At 55.3% G+C, this 17573-nt stretch carries 16 protein-coding genes and 1 riboswitch; of the genes, 9 read left to right on the top strand and 7 right to left on the bottom strand.

Annotated elements, in window-relative coordinates; genetic code table 11:
- Positions 1–269: 269 nt before the first annotated feature.
- The 6 genes from C173_RS31175 to C173_RS31150 all read right to left on the bottom strand — a co-directional run bounded on the left by C173_RS31175 (position 270) and on the right by C173_RS31150 (position 6362).
- Complete coding sequence (locus tag C173_RS31175; RefSeq protein ID WP_235192090.1) at positions 270–1094, bottom strand: ABC transporter ATP-binding protein; 825 nt, start codon at positions 1092–1094, stop codon at positions 270–272.
- A 79-nt stretch (positions 1095–1173) separates the two neighbouring features.
- Positions 1174–1935: an ABC transporter permease gene (locus tag C173_RS31170; RefSeq protein WP_036732819.1), complete on the bottom strand. Its 762-nt coding sequence runs from the start codon at positions 1933–1935 to the stop codon at positions 1174–1176.
- Entirely contained in the window at positions 1932–2225 is a 294-nt protein-coding gene (locus tag C173_RS31165; protein WP_036732817.1) for a thiamine-binding protein, read from the bottom strand. Before C173_RS31165 ends, C173_RS31170 begins: the two co-directional genes overlap by 4 nt.
- A gap of 52 nt (positions 2226–2277) precedes the next feature.
- Positions 2278–3351 (bottom strand): ABC transporter substrate-binding protein, encoded by a 1074-nt coding sequence (locus C173_RS31160; RefSeq protein WP_036732815.1) that lies wholly within the window; start codon positions 3349–3351, stop codon positions 2278–2280.
- A gap of 149 nt (positions 3352–3500) precedes the next feature.
- Positions 3501–3611: riboswitch (TPP riboswitch) on the bottom strand.
- 72 nt (positions 3612–3683) lie between these two features.
- Positions 3684–5135 (bottom strand): hypothetical protein, encoded by a 1452-nt coding sequence (locus C173_RS31155; RefSeq protein ID WP_036732814.1) that lies wholly within the window; start codon positions 5133–5135, stop codon positions 3684–3686.
- 48 nt (positions 5136–5183) lie between these two features.
- Positions 5184–6362 carry an MFS transporter gene (locus C173_RS31150; RefSeq protein WP_036732812.1) on the bottom strand — a complete coding sequence of 393 codons (1179 nt, stop codon included), beginning with the start codon at positions 6360–6362 and terminating at the stop codon, positions 5184–5186.
- 159 nt (positions 6363–6521) lie between these two features.
- Between C173_RS31150 and C173_RS31145 the strand changes: the two genes are divergently transcribed.
- The 8 genes from C173_RS31145 to C173_RS31110 all read left to right on the top strand — a co-directional run bounded on the left by C173_RS31145 (position 6522) and on the right by C173_RS31110 (position 13453).
- A complete protein-coding gene (locus C173_RS31145; RefSeq protein ID WP_036732803.1) occupies positions 6522–6941 on the top strand; it encodes a pyridoxamine 5'-phosphate oxidase family protein in 420 nt (139 codons plus the stop codon).
- Positions 6942–7148: 207 nt separating this feature from the next.
- On the top strand, positions 7149–8180 hold the full coding sequence (locus C173_RS31140) for an EAL domain-containing protein (protein WP_036732801.1): 1032 nt from the start codon (positions 7149–7151) through the stop codon (positions 8178–8180).
- 100 nt (positions 8181–8280) lie between these two features.
- Positions 8281–8955, top strand: a complete 675-nt coding sequence (locus tag C173_RS31135) for a response regulator transcription factor (protein ID WP_036732799.1) — start codon at positions 8281–8283, stop codon at positions 8953–8955.
- Entirely contained in the window at positions 8952–10391 is a 1440-nt protein-coding gene (locus C173_RS31130) for a sensor histidine kinase (protein ID WP_036732798.1), read from the top strand. Before C173_RS31135 ends, C173_RS31130 begins: the two co-directional genes overlap by 4 nt.
- 58 nt (positions 10392–10449) lie before the next feature.
- Positions 10450–11361 carry an ABC transporter ATP-binding protein gene (locus C173_RS31125; protein ID WP_036732796.1) on the top strand — a complete coding sequence of 304 codons (912 nt, stop codon included), beginning with the start codon at positions 10450–10452 and terminating at the stop codon, positions 11359–11361.
- Positions 11358–12074, top strand: a complete 717-nt coding sequence (locus C173_RS31120; RefSeq protein WP_036732793.1) for an ABC transporter permease — start codon at positions 11358–11360, stop codon at positions 12072–12074. Before C173_RS31125 ends, C173_RS31120 begins: the two co-directional genes overlap by 4 nt.
- 2 nt (positions 12075–12076) lie before the next feature.
- Positions 12077–12814: an ABC transporter permease gene (locus tag C173_RS31115; RefSeq protein ID WP_036732788.1), complete on the top strand. Its 738-nt coding sequence runs from the start codon at positions 12077–12079 to the stop codon at positions 12812–12814.
- A gap of 273 nt (positions 12815–13087) precedes the next feature.
- Positions 13088–13453 (top strand): ArsR/SmtB family transcription factor, encoded by a 366-nt coding sequence (locus C173_RS31110; protein ID WP_036732785.1) that lies wholly within the window; start codon positions 13088–13090, stop codon positions 13451–13453.
- Between the two features lie 371 nt (positions 13454–13824).
- Here C173_RS31110 and C173_RS31105 read toward each other — a convergent pair whose 3' ends face one another.
- Positions 13825–14805 carry a cation diffusion facilitator family transporter gene (locus C173_RS31105; protein WP_036732782.1) on the bottom strand — a complete coding sequence of 327 codons (981 nt, stop codon included), beginning with the start codon at positions 14803–14805 and terminating at the stop codon, positions 13825–13827.
- Positions 14806–15075: 270 nt separating this feature from the next.
- Here C173_RS31105 and C173_RS31100 point away from each other — a divergent pair, with 270 nt between their 5' ends.
- Entirely contained in the window at positions 15076–17403 is a 2328-nt protein-coding gene (locus C173_RS31100) for a heavy metal translocating P-type ATPase (RefSeq protein WP_155991694.1), read from the top strand.
- The last annotated feature ends 170 nt before the right edge of the window (positions 17404–17573 follow it).

Below are 17573 nucleotides of genomic sequence, written 5' to 3'. Positions count from 1 at the left end.
TGGGACCGTGGGTAGCGCGAAGGCCAAATGTAAGCGAAAAACTGATCACAATGGGACCGTGGGTAGCGCGTAGGCCAAATGTAATCGAAAAACCGACCATAATGGGACTGGGTGCAGCTCGTGGTCCGAATATAATCGAAAAACCGACCATAATGGGACTGGAGGCAGCTCGTGGTCCAAATATAATCGAAAAACCGACCACATTAGGCTGGCGGGCACATAGCAAATAACCTCCCTACACGGGGAGGTTATACCGCCGGAGTGGTTACTTAGCTCTGGCTCTTCGCCTGCTCCTCGCGCATCCACTCTGAGAGCTGGCGCCGCATCCGGAGGAACTCCGGCGAATCGGCGATTTCTTCGCGGCGCGGGCGCGGGAACGGGACCTCCACGGTGTGGAGGACGGAGCCGGGACGTCCGGAGAAAACATAGATGCGGGTGGAGAGCAGCAGCGCCTCTTCAATGTTATGGGTGATGAACAGCACGGAACGGCGGTTCTCCTCCCACAGCTCCAGCAGCCAGCGCTGCATCTGCTCGCGGGTCAGCGCATCGAGCGCGCTGAACGGCTCGTCGAGCAGCATCAGCTCCTGCGGCGCGAGCATGGCCCGCAGGAAGGCGGCCCGCTGCTGCATGCCGCCGGACAGCATGTGCGGGTAGGCCCGCTCGAAGCCGCCGAGGCCGATCTTCGCCAGCCAGTGGCGCGCAGCCTCACGCGCCTCCCGCTGCGGGGCGCCTTGCAGCTCGCCGCCAAGCAGGACGTTGTCCAGCGTGCTGCGCCACGGGAACAGCGCGGGCTGCTGCGGCATATAGCTGATCTTGCCGCGCTGCCCGGTCACAGGGATGCCGTTCATGCGGACGGTTCCGGTATCCGGCAGCGTAAGGCCGCCGATAATGTGGAACAGCGTGCTTTTGCCGCAGCCGGACGGGCCGACAATGGAGACGAATTCCTGCGGCTCCACGGTCAGGGACACCTGATTCAGCACCTGTGTCTCCCGGCGGCGGTGCTTGAACGACTTGCTGATGCCGCTGACTTCGAGCGCAGGCGGCACACTCCGTGTACCCAGGCGTCCGTCTCCGTCCGCCTTCTCCAGTTCAATCCTCGTAAGCTCAGACACTTCGCGTAACCTCCTTCAGTTGATTATAAGTACTTCCGTGTTGGGATATCCTCCCGTGGCATTAAGCTTCCTTGCGCGGCTTCCAGCGCACCAGCCATCTCTCCAGGAGGGCAATGAGCGCGAATAATACGAGACTCAGCAGCACGATAATAGCGATGGCCACGAACATCCGGTCCGCACGGTAAGAGGACTTCTGCAGCAGCATATAGTAGCCGATCCCTTTGTCGGCGCCGATCCACTCGGCCACCACTGCGCCCATCACCGCATAAGTGGCGGAGATTTTGAGCCCGGAGAACAGGGAGGGCAGCGAGCCGGGAAGCTCCAGCTTGGTGAAGATCTGCCACTTGCCTGCACCGGCCATCTTCATATAATTCAGCATTACCCGGTCGCTTTGCGTCAGCCCGCCCATAGTCGCAACAGCCACAGGGAAGAAGCAGACGAGGGTGATCAGGATGATTTTGGGCAGCAGGCCGAAACCGAACCAGATAATCAGCAGCGGGGCAAGCGCAATGGAGGGCACATTCTGGCTGAGGATCAGCAGCGGATAGAGCGCTCGCTTGATCCAGGGCAGCAGATGCAGCAGCAAGGCGGTGAGCAGGCCGATGCCAGTGCCGACCGGGAAGCCGATCAGGGTCAACCGCAGCGTGGCGGCGGTGTGCTCCCAGATCCCGGAGGCGTTATTCTTCGTCTCACGCGCGATATCCGCGGGGCTGGGCAGCTGGTAAGCCGGGATGTCGAACAGCATGACCGATAGCTGCCATATCCCGACAAAAAAGAGGACCGCCACAAAGGGCGGCCACACTAGCTTCCAGGTGCTTCTCACGGCCGGTATTTCTCCGTCAGCTTCTCCATGCTGATGCCGCCCGGATTATGGGCGATCTTGATCTGTGAGATGACACTAGGACTGCCGGAAGCGATCAGCGCCTCATGCATATCACGCACAATATCCAGCAGCTCGGACAGCTCGCCTTCCATCGTGGTCTCCAGCGGATTCACCTGATGCTTCACGCCTGACTTTTGAATCACCTCTATAGCCTTGTCCACGTAAGGGATGGAATCCTCGTTGTTCGGTGTCTTCGGAATTACCTGAATGCTGAGCAGTGTATTAGCCATGATGAATCCTTCCTCTCCAAGTTAAGTATAAGATTCCCGCCATGCGGGTTCATTATGATTCCGGCAAAAATTCATTCGTAAACGTACTCTCCGCATCCAGCGGCTTATCCAGCAGCTTCAGGCCGTACATCCAGTCGGCGTAATTCTTCCAGATCTCAAGCTTCTGCTCACCCCAGCGCGGGGCGTCGTCCTTGTATTTCGGGCTAAGCCATTTCTGGCTGGCCAGCACCAGCTTGGGGTCCAGATCAGGTACAGCATCGGACAAGACCGTCGCGGCTTCTTCCGGGTTATCGATAGCGTACTGATACCCCTTGGACGTAGCCTTAAGGAAGGCCTTCACCACTTCAGGGTGCTCGGCGATCTCCTTCTCGCTGGTGGTCAGCACCGGTGTGTAGTAATCCAGCTGCGGCGCATAATCCTTAAGATAGAGCATATCCAGCGGCTCCCCGCGCAGCTCGGCTTCCACCCCGGTCCAGGCATAGAAGATCCAGGCGAAGTCAATATCCCGCTTCACGGCTGTGAAAAAGTCCGCTTCGCCGATATTCACCAGCTTCACCTTGGAGACATCCCCGCCTTCGGGGTCCATAATGGCTTTCATGGCAGCCTGCTCTGCAGGGGAGCCCCAGCCTCCGTACGTTTTGCCTTCAAAATCCTTCGGCGTCTTAATATTGCGGTCCTTCGGAGCCGCAAAGCCCGAGGTATTATGCTGAATGATTGCAGCAATCGACACCAGCGGCACATCCTGCAGGCGGGCCAGGGTCAGCGCCTCCTGGGCGCTGATGCCGAACTGGGCTTCGCCGGAAGTGACCATTGTATCCGACCCGGCAGCGCCTGGCTGTACAATCTGTACGTCAAGACCTTCCTCCGCGTAATAGCCCAGCTCCTTGGCTGCATACAGGCCGGTATGATTCGTGTTCGGCGTCCAGTCCAGGGCAATCTTGACCGGGGTCAGCGCCTTAGGTGCATCCGTGGGTGCAGCTGCGGTTGCATCAGGTGCAGCCGTACTGTTCCCGGCAGCAGGTGCACTGGCCCCCGCATTGCCGCTGTTGTTCCCGCCGCCACATCCCGCGACCGTGAGAACCAGCATGGAACTGAGCAGCAGCATTACTGTTTTTTTGACTCCCATTTCTCTTTCTCTCTCCTTCCAGCAACCCCTGGTCTTCAGAGCTTACAGAAACCCTATTCCTGTACATCCTTAGAATCAAAAAAGCGTCCCGAAGATCGGGACGCCAGTTACTTGCGTGAGGGGAATTCAGCTTCAGTACCGCTTAAGGCACTGTGCCGAATGAAGATTCCTACGCTGGCATTATCCAGATCAGGTATAAGGGTCAGTATCTTGTGGGATACAATCTCAGCCGGCCAATTCCAGCACCCCTGGTTCTATAAAGTTCACGGGTATTGCTATGTTCTTACGGTGTATTATAGACGGCAGCTTCGACATTGTCCACCCTCTGTGTCTTAATCCCTCGTATAATGCCGCTTCTTGCGGCGGCTGCGGATGCCGTTCCAGATCTCTCTCAGCGTTAAGCCGACACTGACGGTGATCCCCGAGAAGGTCAGGAACAGAGCCAGATACTCGAACACGGAGTACTCCAGCATTTTGCTCCAGTCAATCTGGCCCTTCAGATCCTCGATGACCTGATTCATCCCGTATATTCCGCTGATGACCGTAAATACGGTGAGCACCATCAGGAGCGTATCCCGCCGTTTGGCCTGGAATTTGTCCTGATACTGGAACAGGTCATTGAGGGTCATTTTCACCTCATCAAACAGGGCATCATTGCCATACACCTTACGCAGCTGAAAAAAAATCTCCCGCCCCTGCGACTGCGAAATCAGCTCCAGGAAGTAGAATTTGGCCGAGAATTTGTTGATCAGGAAGATCAGATTCTCGATCTCGTCGTTATCGTGGTTGATGCGCAGCCGGGAGTGGAGGTTGGCGAGCTTCAGCAGCACGATTTTATGAAAAATACTCAGCAGCATTCCGTAATAATATTCGCCGTACATCTGGCTGATCAGGCCTGCGGCAATCTCCGGCTTCGCCCGGCTCACGCAGCAGAAGGTCTGCTCATTGGTCATATAGTAGGTGTCCGGCCCCCAGCGGCTATAGCAATGCTCCCGGGTGTACTGCTTGATATAATCCGGATCACTTGCACTCATGTACGGGCTGCCGTCGATGGTCAGACCATCCACCTGAGAGGCACGGTAGAGCATTTCGACACTGATCTCTTCCTCGTCCTCAGGGAGATTAACGCCGTAGAAGGCCTGCACCAGCATTCGTTCATCGACGAAGAAGGGCAGGGTCTCGAAATAATTGCCATTCGTCTCCGCAGGATCGAGATACGGCTCCAGCCCGGCTGCCAGATGCCTGAACACGAAGTCCTCCACCCGGGCAAAAGACTTCTTATGACAATGGATGAAGGTATGCTCATCCTGAACGCTTACATCCTCCAGGTTGCGGAACCGGTCGGCGAATTCGAGCACCATGCTGAAGGGGAGATTCTCTTCCTCAATAGCCACTCTTACCGTCAGGAAGCCCAGCTCGAACGGGCAGAGGAACACATCGGTCGACAGCACGCGGAAGGGAACCGTCTGAAAGGGCATTTGCAGCCCGCACAGCAGATCACTCACCCGGGAAAAGCGGCGGAAGGAATCCCTGTCCTTCTCATGCGGAAACAAGACATGGGCGGCAAACGGAAGATAGCTGCGCTCCATTTTCTCATGGGATACACAGTGGTTCTCTCCGTAATAGGCATGCTCCAGTTCCTTGTTCTCAAGAAAAAAACGCGTAAATCCATCCTTCTGTAAACTCTCAATCAGCTCTTCATCGACCTCGGCCTTGATGGAGAAGGGGAAAATGAATTGCAGCAAGGCGGTATGCAGAGTGGGCTCAGAATGCAGTTCAGCCATGTGTGGGTTCCATCCTTATTCACAGAATATGGACCTTGTTGTATACAATTACCCGATTCTCCAGGCGGTTACGCTCAGCACGAATAACAGCGCGGCAAAAGCGGCCAAAAGTCCCGAGGTCTGGGCGATCTGCAGATGATCCATGGACCAGCCGGTCAGCAGCGGCAGCACCGCGCCGCCGATTCCGCCGGAGGCGATCATAATGCTCGGCGTGGATTCTTCCGCGCCGGGCAGCAGCTTGCTGGAGAAGACCAGCGCGATGGAGAAGATGCCGGACATGAACAGGCCAAGCAGCAGGATGATGGCAAAGGCGGCAAGCCGGTGACTGGCGAACGGGAAAATAATAAGCAGCAGCAAAGCGGCAAAGCAGCTGACGAGCACATAGATGCGGTAGGAAATCTTCTCGGCGATGACACCGGCGAACAGTCTACCTGCCGACATGGCAAGCCAGAAGAAGGTCACCGTGAGCGCAGCCGCGGCCTCGCTCATGCCCAGCTTCGCGATGAAGATCGCCGGCATGAAATTCACCAGGCTCATCTCAGTGCCTACATAGAGAAAGAAGAACAGAATGAACAAGCCAAGGACAACCCATTGCTTGCCCTTGTAAGGCAGGGACAATTTTCTGGTGGTACCCGCTGCCGCAGCGCGGTCAGGGCGGGCAGACCGCTCATTCAGCGTGCTGTCCAGCGGGCCGAATCTGCTCTTCGCCCAGAAGAGCAGCGAGAGGAGGGAGAAGGCGGCAACGATCAGGAAGGCCAGCCTCCACTGCCCTGCGGCAATCAGCGGACTGGCCGCCAGCGGCATGAGCAGCGCCCCGACACCGAACAGCACCTCAAGCCGGCTCATGGCAACCGCCGTTCCTTCGGTGACTGCGGCAATAATAATCGTGCCGATGACGGCTTCGATCATCCCGAAGCCGAACCCTGCGGCTACGGCAATTACGTACATCCAGCCCCAGGGCGGGAGGAAGGCGTAGGCAATCTCGGCACAGAGCAGCAGGCCGGTGGCAATCAGAATGCCGCCGCGCTTGCCGAACCGCCGGTTCAGCAGCGGCGAGACCAGTACGCCGGCCAGGAAGCCCGCGAACTGGCTGAAGATCAGCTCGCCCCCTGCACTGTAGCTGCGGTCATAATGCTGGAGCAGCACCGGAAGAATGGAGCCCAGGACGACATGGGCGAGGCCGATTACGAAATAGGAGAGACAGCCGATCCAGATTAGTTTTTTCAAGAATAAGACTCCTTATGAATCAATTTATGAACAGATGGCGGGATTCAGAATGAACGGGAAGGGTACACTATATTAGGCACAGGTTAATCATAAATCCAAACCGTGGACGTGAATATATAAACTTATATTCACATGAATTTGAAGGGAGCTGTGACGTCAATGGATAACAAAGAGCTGGAGAAAACAATCATACAGGTGCTGGACGATAACAGGTTCGGTTCCTTCGGCACGATTGAGGCCGGTAACAAGCCTAAGGTGCGTTACATGGCAATATTTCATGACGGACTGTCCATCTATCTGGCAACTAACCGCAAGACTCATAAGGTAGAAGAGCTTCAGGATAATCCGAATGCTAGTCTCTTGCTTGGCTATGAACAGGGCGGCGGCAAGGATGTACTGGAGATTGAAGCTACAGTTGCTGTGACGAAGGATGATAGCTTGCGCTCTAAGGTATGGAATGAGTCCCTGGAGAAATGGTTCAAGGGACCGGATGATCCCGATTATGTCATTCTTGAGCTGTCCCCTTCGCGGATTGAATATATGGGAAAGAACGGTGAGCACGGGGTATGGCAGCCTTAAGCGGTTGTCTCCGGTAAAAGGATGGCAATGGCCGTAACGGATAAGTTCCGCCTAAGCCTAAGTACTATATAGTCCGGCAATCCGGGCCTCTTAGGAACCTTCATGGTTCATAGGGGGCCCTTTCTTCTGCTGCTTTTCGGATTGTGCCGGAGGAATCATGATATAATGACCTCAGGTTATCGACATCATGAGGCGGAGGGGATTGCCATGAACTGTGTTGATTGTGCTGACATCGACCCGATAGAGGATCAAGGGGAGCTGAAGCTCCGCCCCTGCTCTGATCCGCTGGCTGCTGCCATCCGGAATGCCGGTTATGAAGTATTTGAGACAAGCAAGACCTGTATCATTCCATATCATCGTAAGGAAGAGCTGTTGAAGCTTATAGAAATGCTGGTGACTAAGGACATTGCGGACTCCTTATCCGTGTGCGTTAAGAGCAAAGATGCCCCTGTGGCTCCGGAACGGTGGCTGACCTTCGATCAGCTGAAGGTCCGCTTCGCTAACGAGAATCTGGTGTCCATCATTATGAGCCATGATTTCTGCAGCCACATGCAGCCGATTGTGAATTTCAGCGAGGAGATTGTCGGCTTTGAATTTCTGTTGCGCCCGCTGCCCCAGGGCAGTTATTTTCAGCCCTATGAGTTGTTTGAGATTGCCCGGCGGACAGGGTTTCACTCCTTCCTTGACCGGGCCGCCCGGATCTCGGCAATAGAGACCAGCAGTAAGCTGCTGCCTAAGGGCATTAAGCGGTTCATTAACTTCCTGCCCTCTTCTATTTATAATCCCAAGTATTGTCTTACGCATACCTTCGAGGCGATCCGGAGGCTGGACCAGAACCCGGAGGACTATGTATTTGAAGTAGTGGAGACGGAGCAGATCAGCGATATTGCCCATCTGCGCGCCATCTTCGCCGAATACCGCCAGCAGGGGATGCGGGTTGCGCTGGATGATGTCGGCGCGGGCTACTCCACGCTAGAGCTGATGTCCCTCCTTCAGCCGGATTATGTCAAGGTTGACCGTAGTCTGATCAGCTTCTGTGACCGGGATGAGGGGAAGCAGCGGATGCTTAGGGAGATTATCTCCAGGGCCGGAGAATTCGGTGCAAGCCTGCTGGCCGAAGGCATTGAACGCCGTGAGGAATTCCTGATCTGCCGTGATCTCGGTATGGACTTGGGACAAGGCTATCTGTTCGGGCTGCCGGAGGATAAGCCGCCGGGACGGTTCGGAATTACGGCCTGAACAGCAAGGATCATTCTCCCCGGATACCGGCAGACCTCAAGACTGCCGGTATCCGGGGATTTGTGATGTCACTTGGAAGGAAGAAAGGACGGTTAACAACGTGAGTGTAACCCTATTGTACGTAGAAGACGACCGGGAGATCGGCAGTGTCGTAGCTGCAGATCTGCGGGAACGGGAATATGCTGTGCGCTGGCTGGAGAGCGGAGACGGGGCGCTTGAAGCTGCAGAGGGCTGCCAGCTTGCGATTCTGGATGTGATGCTGCCGGGGCTGGACGGCTTCACCGTCGGCCAGCGGCTGAAGCGGGCTTATCCGGAGCTGCCGGTTCTGATGCTCTCGGCGCGCACCTCCATTGACGATAAGCTTCAGGGGCTGGACTTCGCGGATGATTATCTGACCAAGCCGTTTCATCCCGATGAGCTGGCGGCGAGAATCGAGGTTCTGCTGAGAAGAAGCGGCGCTGCCGCGCCCGCTCAGTTGACCCTTAAGCATCTGGTTGTCATACCGGGGAGCAGTGTGGTCACGGAAGCTGCGACCGGACGGGAGATTATGCTTACCGGTAAGCAGTTTCAGATCTTCTCTTATCTGCTGCGGCATCTGGGCCAGATTCTGACCAAGGAGCAGATCTATGAGGCGGTCTGGGGGGAGAGCTATATCGAAGGCGACAAGACGCTGATGGTACATATCCGTTATCTGCGCGAGAAGCTGGAGCTTGATCCGGCCGCGCCGGAGATTATTGAGACGGTCCGGGGGATCGGCTACCGGGTGAGAGGGTGAAGGGGGCAGGGCGTTTCCAGCTGCTGCACCGTTCGCTGCTTTTTCGTTATCTGCTGATTATTGTAGCTGCCCTGCTGTTCGTGCCGGTTGTTATTCCGCTGACGATTGCCGTATACAGCATCTTCGCGGGGGCTACTCATACAAGTCCACCCAAGGAGTATGAACAGTATTCAAGTATAGATAAGCTGGAGATTCTGTGGCATGAGGAAGCGCGCAAGCTTCTTGGTGAACCCCCGGCGGATATTACCAAGCGGCTGTCGGCCTTAGGCGAAGCCTATCCGCTGTCGAGAATATTCTGGGTCGATCCTGCGGGCACAACACAGCTGGTGACAGAGCCTTCAGGACCGCCGCTGCTCTTGACGGGAGAGGCTCCGGCTGTTCCCGCCCAGTGGAGCGCCGCTGAAGCGGTATCCTTCATGAAGGACAGTGCGGCGCTGAAGCCGCTGGCGATTGTCGCTTTTATAGGAGACCGGGCAGAGGCCGCAGAGGGCTTCATGGTCATGCAGATTCCTGAGGATATTACGGAGACCAAATACGCGGCAGGACTGGATAAATGGTATACGATTGCCATGCTGGTGTTCTTCCTGCTGTTCATCACCAGCTCCTGGTTCTTCTTCATCATGATCCGCAGAAGACTGCTGCGGCTGCAGACCGCTATGGTGTTCACCGGGCAGGAGGGCTTGCCGCAGATTGTTCCGCCGGGGAAGCCGGATGAGATCGGGCGTCTGGAGGAAGCATTCAATACCATGGTGACGGAGCTTAAGGCAGGCCGTGCCCGAGAGGCGGAAGAAGAGGCGCTGCGCAAGCGGCTGGTGGCCGATCTGTCGCATGATCTGCGGACTCCGCTGACCGTCATTCGCAGCCACCTCCATGTACTGGGCAAGGAGCCGTTGTCACCGCATGGCCAGTCCTCCCTTGAGCTGATGGATCAGCGGATTGAGAGCCTTGGCATCCTAATTGAGAACCTGCTGTCCTACAATCTGCTGAACAGCGGACGCATTGCGCTGCACCCGGAACGCCGGGATGTGCTGAGACTGGTGCGGGAGAGCGCCGCCGCCTGGTATCCGGTGTGGGAGAAGGAGGGATACCAGATCGATATTGATCTGGAGGGAGCGCCGCTGTACTGGGAGATCGATGACAGCTGGTTCCGCAGAGTGCTGGATAATCTGTTCCAGAACATTCTGCGTCATGCGCGCAGCGGATTATATGTTGGAATACTTACGGAGATCCGTGAGGGCAACCGGGTGATTATCATCTCCGATCACGGCGGCGGCCTTGCGCAGAGCACGGACTCCGCAGGAGCCGGCCTGGGCCTGTCGATTGTCGATCTGCTGCTGAAACGGATGGACCTGGAATGGAGCATGGAGAGCACGGCGAAGGGGACCGAGGTTGTGATCTGGAAGCGGGACGCCCCGAACAATTTAAACAAAATTTAAACTTGCTGCTTCCGTGCTTTTAACCTTGGGGCGTTATGCTGTTACCGAGGTGAATAGAATGAAGGATACAGTGATAGAGACAAGAAATCTGCTTAAGGAATACCGCGGCCGTGCGGCTGTGAAGAACCTGAATCTCAATATTACAAAAGGGGAAATCTACGGCTTCCTCGGACCGAACGGTGCCGGCAAGACAACAACCATCCGCATGCTGCTCGGCCTAATCAAGCCGACCTCCGGCAGCATTGAAATCTTCGGCAAGGAGCTGCGTGCGAACCGGATGCAGATTCTGCGCAAGGTAGGCTCGCTGGTGGAATCGCCGTCCTACTACGGGCATCTGAGTGCATGGGACAACCTGGAGGCGATCCGCCGCATTCTGGGTGTGCCCAAGGTGCGAATTGCCGAGGTGCTGGAGATCGTATCGCTTACCGGGGAGGAGACGCGGCCAGTCAAGGGCTTCTCGCTGGGCATGAAGCAGCGGCTGGGGATTGCGGCAGCCCTGCTGGGCAGCCCTGAGCTGCTGATTCTCGATGAGCCGACCAACGGACTGGACCCGTCAGGCATACAGGAGATCCGCTCCCTGATTAAGCGGCTGCCTGGAGAGCAGGGCATTACGGTTCTGGTATCCAGCCATCTGCTGAGCGAGATTGAGCAAATGGCCGGTACGGTCGGCATTATCCGCGAGGGGCAGATGGTCTATCAGGATACCATTGCACATCTCCAGCAGCAGGCGGCCGGCCATCTGCGTCTGGCGTTATCCGAGCCGGAGACTGCGCTGATGACGGCGGTGCGGCGCGGCTGCGGCGGCGAGCTGCAGGAGGGCCGGCTGGTCCTGCCCCGGATGAGTGATGCGAGAGTATCGCTGCTGGTCAAAGAGCTGGTCGAGGAGGGTCACGCAATCTACAGGGTGGAGGAGCACAGGCAATCTCTGGAGGAATTCTTCCTGCAGGTGGTTGGGGGAGGGGAGCTATGATGTGGCGTGCGCTGTCGGCGGACTGGCTTAAGATCCGCGGCAAAGGCATTTGGTTCCTCGCCTTCCTCGGCCCGCTGGGTCTTATCGCCATGCAGGGGCTGAATTTCGGCCTCCGTTATGACTATCTTCGCGGGCAGTACCGGGAGGACCTGTGGGGTGGCCTGCTCAGTGAGGTCGTACCCTTCGTACCGATTGCCCTGTATCTTGGAGGCACACTGATCTGCTCTCTGATTGCGAATGTCGAGCATCAGACCAGCGCCTGGAAGCAGCTTCTGGCGCTGCCTGTCTCCCGTACGGCTGTGTTCATGGCGAAGCTGCTGCTCTGCCTGCTGTTGCTTATCGTGTCCTGCCTGCTGCTGTCGGCAGGAACTGTCGTCCTCGGGCTGCTGCTCGGATTCGGCGCTCAGCCGATACCGCTTGCAGACATCCTGCGGATAGGCTTCGCCGCTTATGCTGCGGCCATGCCTGTCATTGCACTCCAGCTGTGGCTCTCTCTATCCAGCCGGAACCAGACCCTTCCGGTATCGGTGGGATTGACCTTGTCGCTGGTCAGCCCGTTCGGTGTGTACTTCACGGAATGGTTCCCGCTCTCCTGGCCGGTCTTAGCCTGGAGTGATCCGCGTCCTTGGCTGTTCAGCGGAGCTGGCCTGTTGCTTGGACTCCTGGTAATCCTGCCTGGAGCCATACATTTCGCGCGAAAGGATGTGGACTGAATATGCGGATTTTTCTGCGAATAATGTCTGCGGAGTGCATGAAGATAGCCGGATTCCGCACCTGGCTGTTAATACTGCTCAGTCCGCTGATCTCCCTGCCGATAGGCGCGCTTTCGGACATGCAAGAGGATAGGGTGATAACCTGGCAGGTTCTGCTGAGCACAATGTCAGCGGTACATGCGCTGCTGTTTCTTCCGGTACTCTCTGGACTCTTCGCCTCTTTAATCTGCCGCAATGAGCATAGTGACGGCGGCTGGAAGCAGCTCCTGGCGCTTCCGGTTACACGAACCTCCGTATATTTTGCCAAATATGCATTAATTGTAGCGCTGCTGGGTGCGGTTCAGCTGCTGTTTCTTGCAGGGGTTCTGGGAGTGGGATGGTATCGGGGTGCAGAAGGGGGAGTTCCTTGGGGGCTGCTGCTGAGCAGCCTGTTCGGGGGCTGGTTTGCCTGCCTGCCGCTGGCTGCACTGCAACTGGCGATATCTCAAGGCTGGAGCAGCTTCGGCGCCCCGCTTGCGCTGAATGTCTGCTTCACCATTCCCAATATACTGATAGCCAATTCCTCCACCTACGGTCCTTATTATCCATGGGTGCAGCCGGTGCTGGCCATGTCCCCTTTCGGCGAAGAACGGTTCGGCGCCTTCAACCTGCCGCTGGAGAGCCTGATGATTGTCGTGGCGGGTAGCCTGCTTCTGTTCCTGGGTGCTGGCTTGATAGCCTTTTGGCGTAAGGCGGTATAAGGTTAGCAGGTATCGGAATGCGGCTGGCGGGAAATGTTAAAACTAATCACATGACTACAACTAACACTGAATGTTCGAAGCGTACCCGAATGAAACTGATCATACTAGCTGATCTCGCTGATGGATAGGCTATACATCGCCGCATGTTTAAGTGAATTCCCTCCCGTATTTTCTTCTCAATGGACATTGGACGCCATTTTTTCTATAATTAATCGTAGAAGATACTATTAAGCGCCGGTGAAACCGGATGAGCATATGGAGGAGGGCGGGAGCATGGAACCAGCGGCACTTGAAGAATGCGACAACACCTGTAATGGTTCCGAACTGGAACCGGAATCGATGGCCTTGATTCTGCCGGACCGTGAGATCACAGATAAGATGGCAGAAATGTTCAAGGCACTGGGTGATCCGACAAGAGTTCGGCTGATCTACGCATTATCCCAGCAGGAGCTGTGTGTGCATGACTTGTCCTCTATACTGGATATGGGACAATCGGCAGTCTCCCATCAGCTCCGCTATCTGCGCAATCTGCGGATTGTGAAGCGCCGCAAGGAAGGTAAGACCGTATATTATTCGCTGAATGATGCACATGTGGAGCAGATTTTCCTGCAGACCCATGAGCATATCCGGCATGAATAGATTGTCCTGACAGCAAAAGGGCTGTCCCAACGCCAGGTAATGGCTTGGGGCAGCCCTTTTATAAATTATGATGTGTGATAAACCGAATACATGTTCCAGCGCGAGGGTATGTGTTCGAAATATATGTGGAAAACAGCATACAATCGGTCGTTGTAAGGGCAAGTGGTTCGAATATATGTGGAAAACAGCATACAATTGGTCGTTGTGAGGACAAGTGGTTCGAATATATGTGGAAAACAGCATACAATCGGTCGTTGTGAGGGCAAGTGGCCGAATGTATGTGGAAAACAGCATACATTCGGCAGGCATACAGAATCGTTAGATTTTCCTCGGACTCCCTCATTCTCCCTTACCCGCTTACCACCTCTTCCTCAGACCGGAAGGTGACCGTGCTTCACAGCAGAATTCTCAATTTGCAGTGTGGAGTGCTGGATGCCGAAATTCTCTTCCACTAATTTAAGTGCCTGCTGCAGCACCTGCTCCGTATTCACCCCGTCTTTGATCAGCAGATGACCGCTGAGAGCATCCAGGCCGGAGGTGATGGTCCAGATATGCAGGTCATGCACATCCTGAACCCCTTCAATTTGAAGTAGCGCCTTTTCGACCTCTTCGGCATTCACGCTAAGCGGAGTTCCTTCCATAAGGATATGGAAGGCCTGCTTGATGACGCCCCAGGCGCTGCGCAGGATGAGCAGGGCGACCAGCACACTGATGATAGGGTCTGCCACATACCAGGAGAACAGGTTCATAATCAGTCCAGCCGCCAGCGCGCCGACGGAGCCGAGAGCATCGCTGATTACATGCAGGTAAGCGCTGCGGATATTGATATTGTCTTTAGCCCCGCTTTTGCGCATCAGTGACCAGGCGCTGACGAGATTGGCCAGCAGTCCGACACTGGCAATCAGCATCATCGTTCCGCTGGCTACCACCGGAGGGGCGGAGAAGCGCTGGAAAGCTTCATACATAATGAATCCGGAGATTACAAACAGGGTCACCCCGTTGAACAAAGCCGCCATAATCTCAAACCGGTGGAAGCCGTAGGAGTTCTTGGAGGATGCCGGTTTCACCGCGATAATCATGGCCACAAGGCTAAGGGCAAGGGAGGCGGTATCGCTGAGCATATGCCCCGAGTCGGACAAGAGAGCCAGGCTCCCGGTGAACAGGCCACCGAAGAATTCAAGGAACATAATACCGCCGGTGATAATTAAGGCGATCAGCAGGCCTTTCTTATTATCCGGTGCGTGGGAATGTGAATGTGCATGTGAATGGGAATGCGAATGCCCGCCAGCGTGCGAATGAGTGTGTGTTCCAGCATGTGAGTGAGTGTGTGAATCGGTTTTAAAATTGTTCATTAGATAGGACCTCTTTTCAGTTAACATATGAATGATTGCTCATATGTTAATATTATGGCCAGCTCAGACAAATTACAAGCTTTTTTATGTAGATGAAGAATAGTTTGTCCAAAATAACTCCATCGGCATCCAGATTCTTCACAGTACATAATTAGCCACAATCTGTGTGCTGAATGCATTGACACTGCATGATTTAGGGGAATATAATAGGTGTAAGTTAACATATGAACAAATACTCATATATAGGGACGATCAAGGGAGATGAGTCATTTGAGTACGGTAGAAGACAATGTGAAGCGCAAGTGGGTCCTGGATGGGCTGGACTGCGCGAACTGCGCTATGAAAATCGAGAATAAGGTCAAGAAGATTGAAGGCGTGTCCTCCTGCTCCGTCAACTTCGCGACGAAGACCATGACACTGGAGACAACAGCTGCTGCTGCAGATGAGATCGCGAAGCAGGCTGAGCATACGGTAACCAAGCTGGAGCCGCATGTGAAGCCGCGGGCGGTTCAAGCTTCGCGGGCTGCTAAGAAGCCTTTGTCTGCCGAAGGTGTAGCTCAGGTGCGCGGCGCAGCGGTTCAAGGACAGGGCCATGTTCATACCCACAGTGAAGCGCACGGTCATGAGCATGCCCACGGAGAGGGGCATTCCCATGAAGACGGGCATCAGCATTCACATGCCGCTGAGCACAGCCACAGTGATGCCGATTCACATGGCCACGGACACAGCCATGAGCATGGGGAGGGCGATACGCGCCGCATCCTGATGCGGCTGGGCGGCGGTGCCATTCTGGCTGCGGCCGGGATGTTCCTGCCGGTCAGCGGGATCACCGAGCTGCTGATCTTCCTGGCAGCTTATCTGATTGTCGGCGGAGAAGTCGTCCTCGCCGCTGCCCGGAATATTATAAGGGGCCAGGTGTTCGATGAGAACTTCCTGATGGCCCTTGCGACCATCGGCGCCTTCGCCATCGGCGAATATCCCGAAGGCGTTGCGGTTATGCTCTTCTATCAGGTAGGTGAGCTATTCCAGGGAATGGCAGTGAACCGTTCACGCCGTTCGATCACAGCGCTGATGGATATCCGGCCGGAGTTCGCCTATCTGAAGGAAGGCAGTAATCTGCGGAAGGTGTCCCCCGAAGAGGTTAGAGTAGGAGACAGCATCGTAGTTAAGCCCGGTGAGAAGGTTCCGCTGGACGGGATTATTCTGGAGGGCAGCGCGATGATGGATACCTCGGCACTGACCGGAGAATCCGTTCCCCGTTCTACTCAGCCGGGCAGCCAGGTACTCAGCGGATTTATTAACCGCAATGGTGTGATTACCATTGAAGTGACCAAGGACTTCGGTGAATCGGCAGTCTCGCAGATTCTGGAGCTGGTCCAGAATGCTACGAATAACAAAGCAAAGACAGAGAATTTCATTACCAAATTTGCCCGTGCCTATACGCCGGTCGTAGTCATAACAGCGCTGCTGCTGGCCGTGGTTCCGCCGCTGATTCTGAGCGGAGCCACCTTCTCCGACTGGATCTACCGTGCACTGGTCTTCCTCGTTATCTCTTGCCCTTGTGCGCTTGTCGTGTCGATTCCCCTCGGGTTCTTCGGCGGGATCGGTGCCGCATCGAAGAACGGGATTCTGGTGAAGGGCAGCAACTATCTGGAAGCCTTGAATGATGTGAAGATCGTTGTGTTCGATAAGACAGGAACCTTGACCAAAGGCCAGTTCACGGTAACCGGCAATGTTCCGGCGGAAGGCTTCACAGAGCAGGAGCTGCTGCGGGTAGCGGCTTATGCGGAGAGCCACTCCGGCCATCCGATTGCGGAATCCATCCGTGCAGCCTATGGCGAAGCTATTCCGGGTGAAGCCATTACCGGCTATAACGAAATTTCCGGCCACGGCATCTCAGTTACCGTGGAGGGGAAGGCAGTGCTGGCCGGGAATGCGCGGCTGATGGAGCGTGAAGGGATTGCCAGCGTAACTCCGCAGGAGTACGGGACGATCGTTCATATTGCTGTAGATAAGCGCTACGCAGGCTATCTCGTCATTGCAGATGAAGTGAAGGATGATTCTCTTAAGGCGATTCAGGCTCTGAATGCATTGGGAATCCGCAAGACGGTTATGCTGACGGGTGACGCCGCTCCGGTAGCCGAGTCTGTCGGCAGACAGCTGGGCATTCAGGAGATTCATGCTGAGCTGCTGCCGGGAGATAAGGTCGCAGCGATTGAACAGCTGGAGCGGGAAAAGGGACCGAAGGAGAAGATCATTTTTGTCGGGGACGGGATTAATGATACTCCGGTGCTGGCCAGAGCGGATGTCGGGATTGCCATGGGCGGACTGGGCTCGGATGCAGCCATTGAGGCTGCGGATATTGTAATCATGACGGATGAGCCTTCCAAAATCGCTTCCGCCATCGGGATCGCCAAACGGACGCGGACCATTGTCTGGCAGAACATTGCTTTTGCGCTGGGAGTCAAAGCGGTCTTCCTGCTGCTGGGAGCGTTCGGAATTGCCACTATGTGGGAGGCCGTATTCTCAGATGTCGGAGTTACTGTACTCGCTGTACTGAACAGCATGCGCGCCTTACAGCCTCCGAAATCGGTATAATCGTGTAAGATGAATCGATAATGAAATAATTATGAAAAGTATAAGCCTTAATGATCCTAATTTTTGGGTCTTAAGGCTTATTTTTATTGTATGTATTATGCTTTTTGTCTATTTATGCCGATATATCAATATATATATTTACAGCATATGGAAGACCAGAATGGGTTTCT

The organism is Paenibacillus sp. FSL R7-277, assembly GCF_000517965.1.
Lineage (GTDB): Bacteria > Bacillota > Bacilli > Paenibacillales > Paenibacillaceae > Paenibacillus_AQ > Paenibacillus_AQ silagei.
This window is presented reverse-complemented; position numbering and strand designations above follow the sequence as displayed.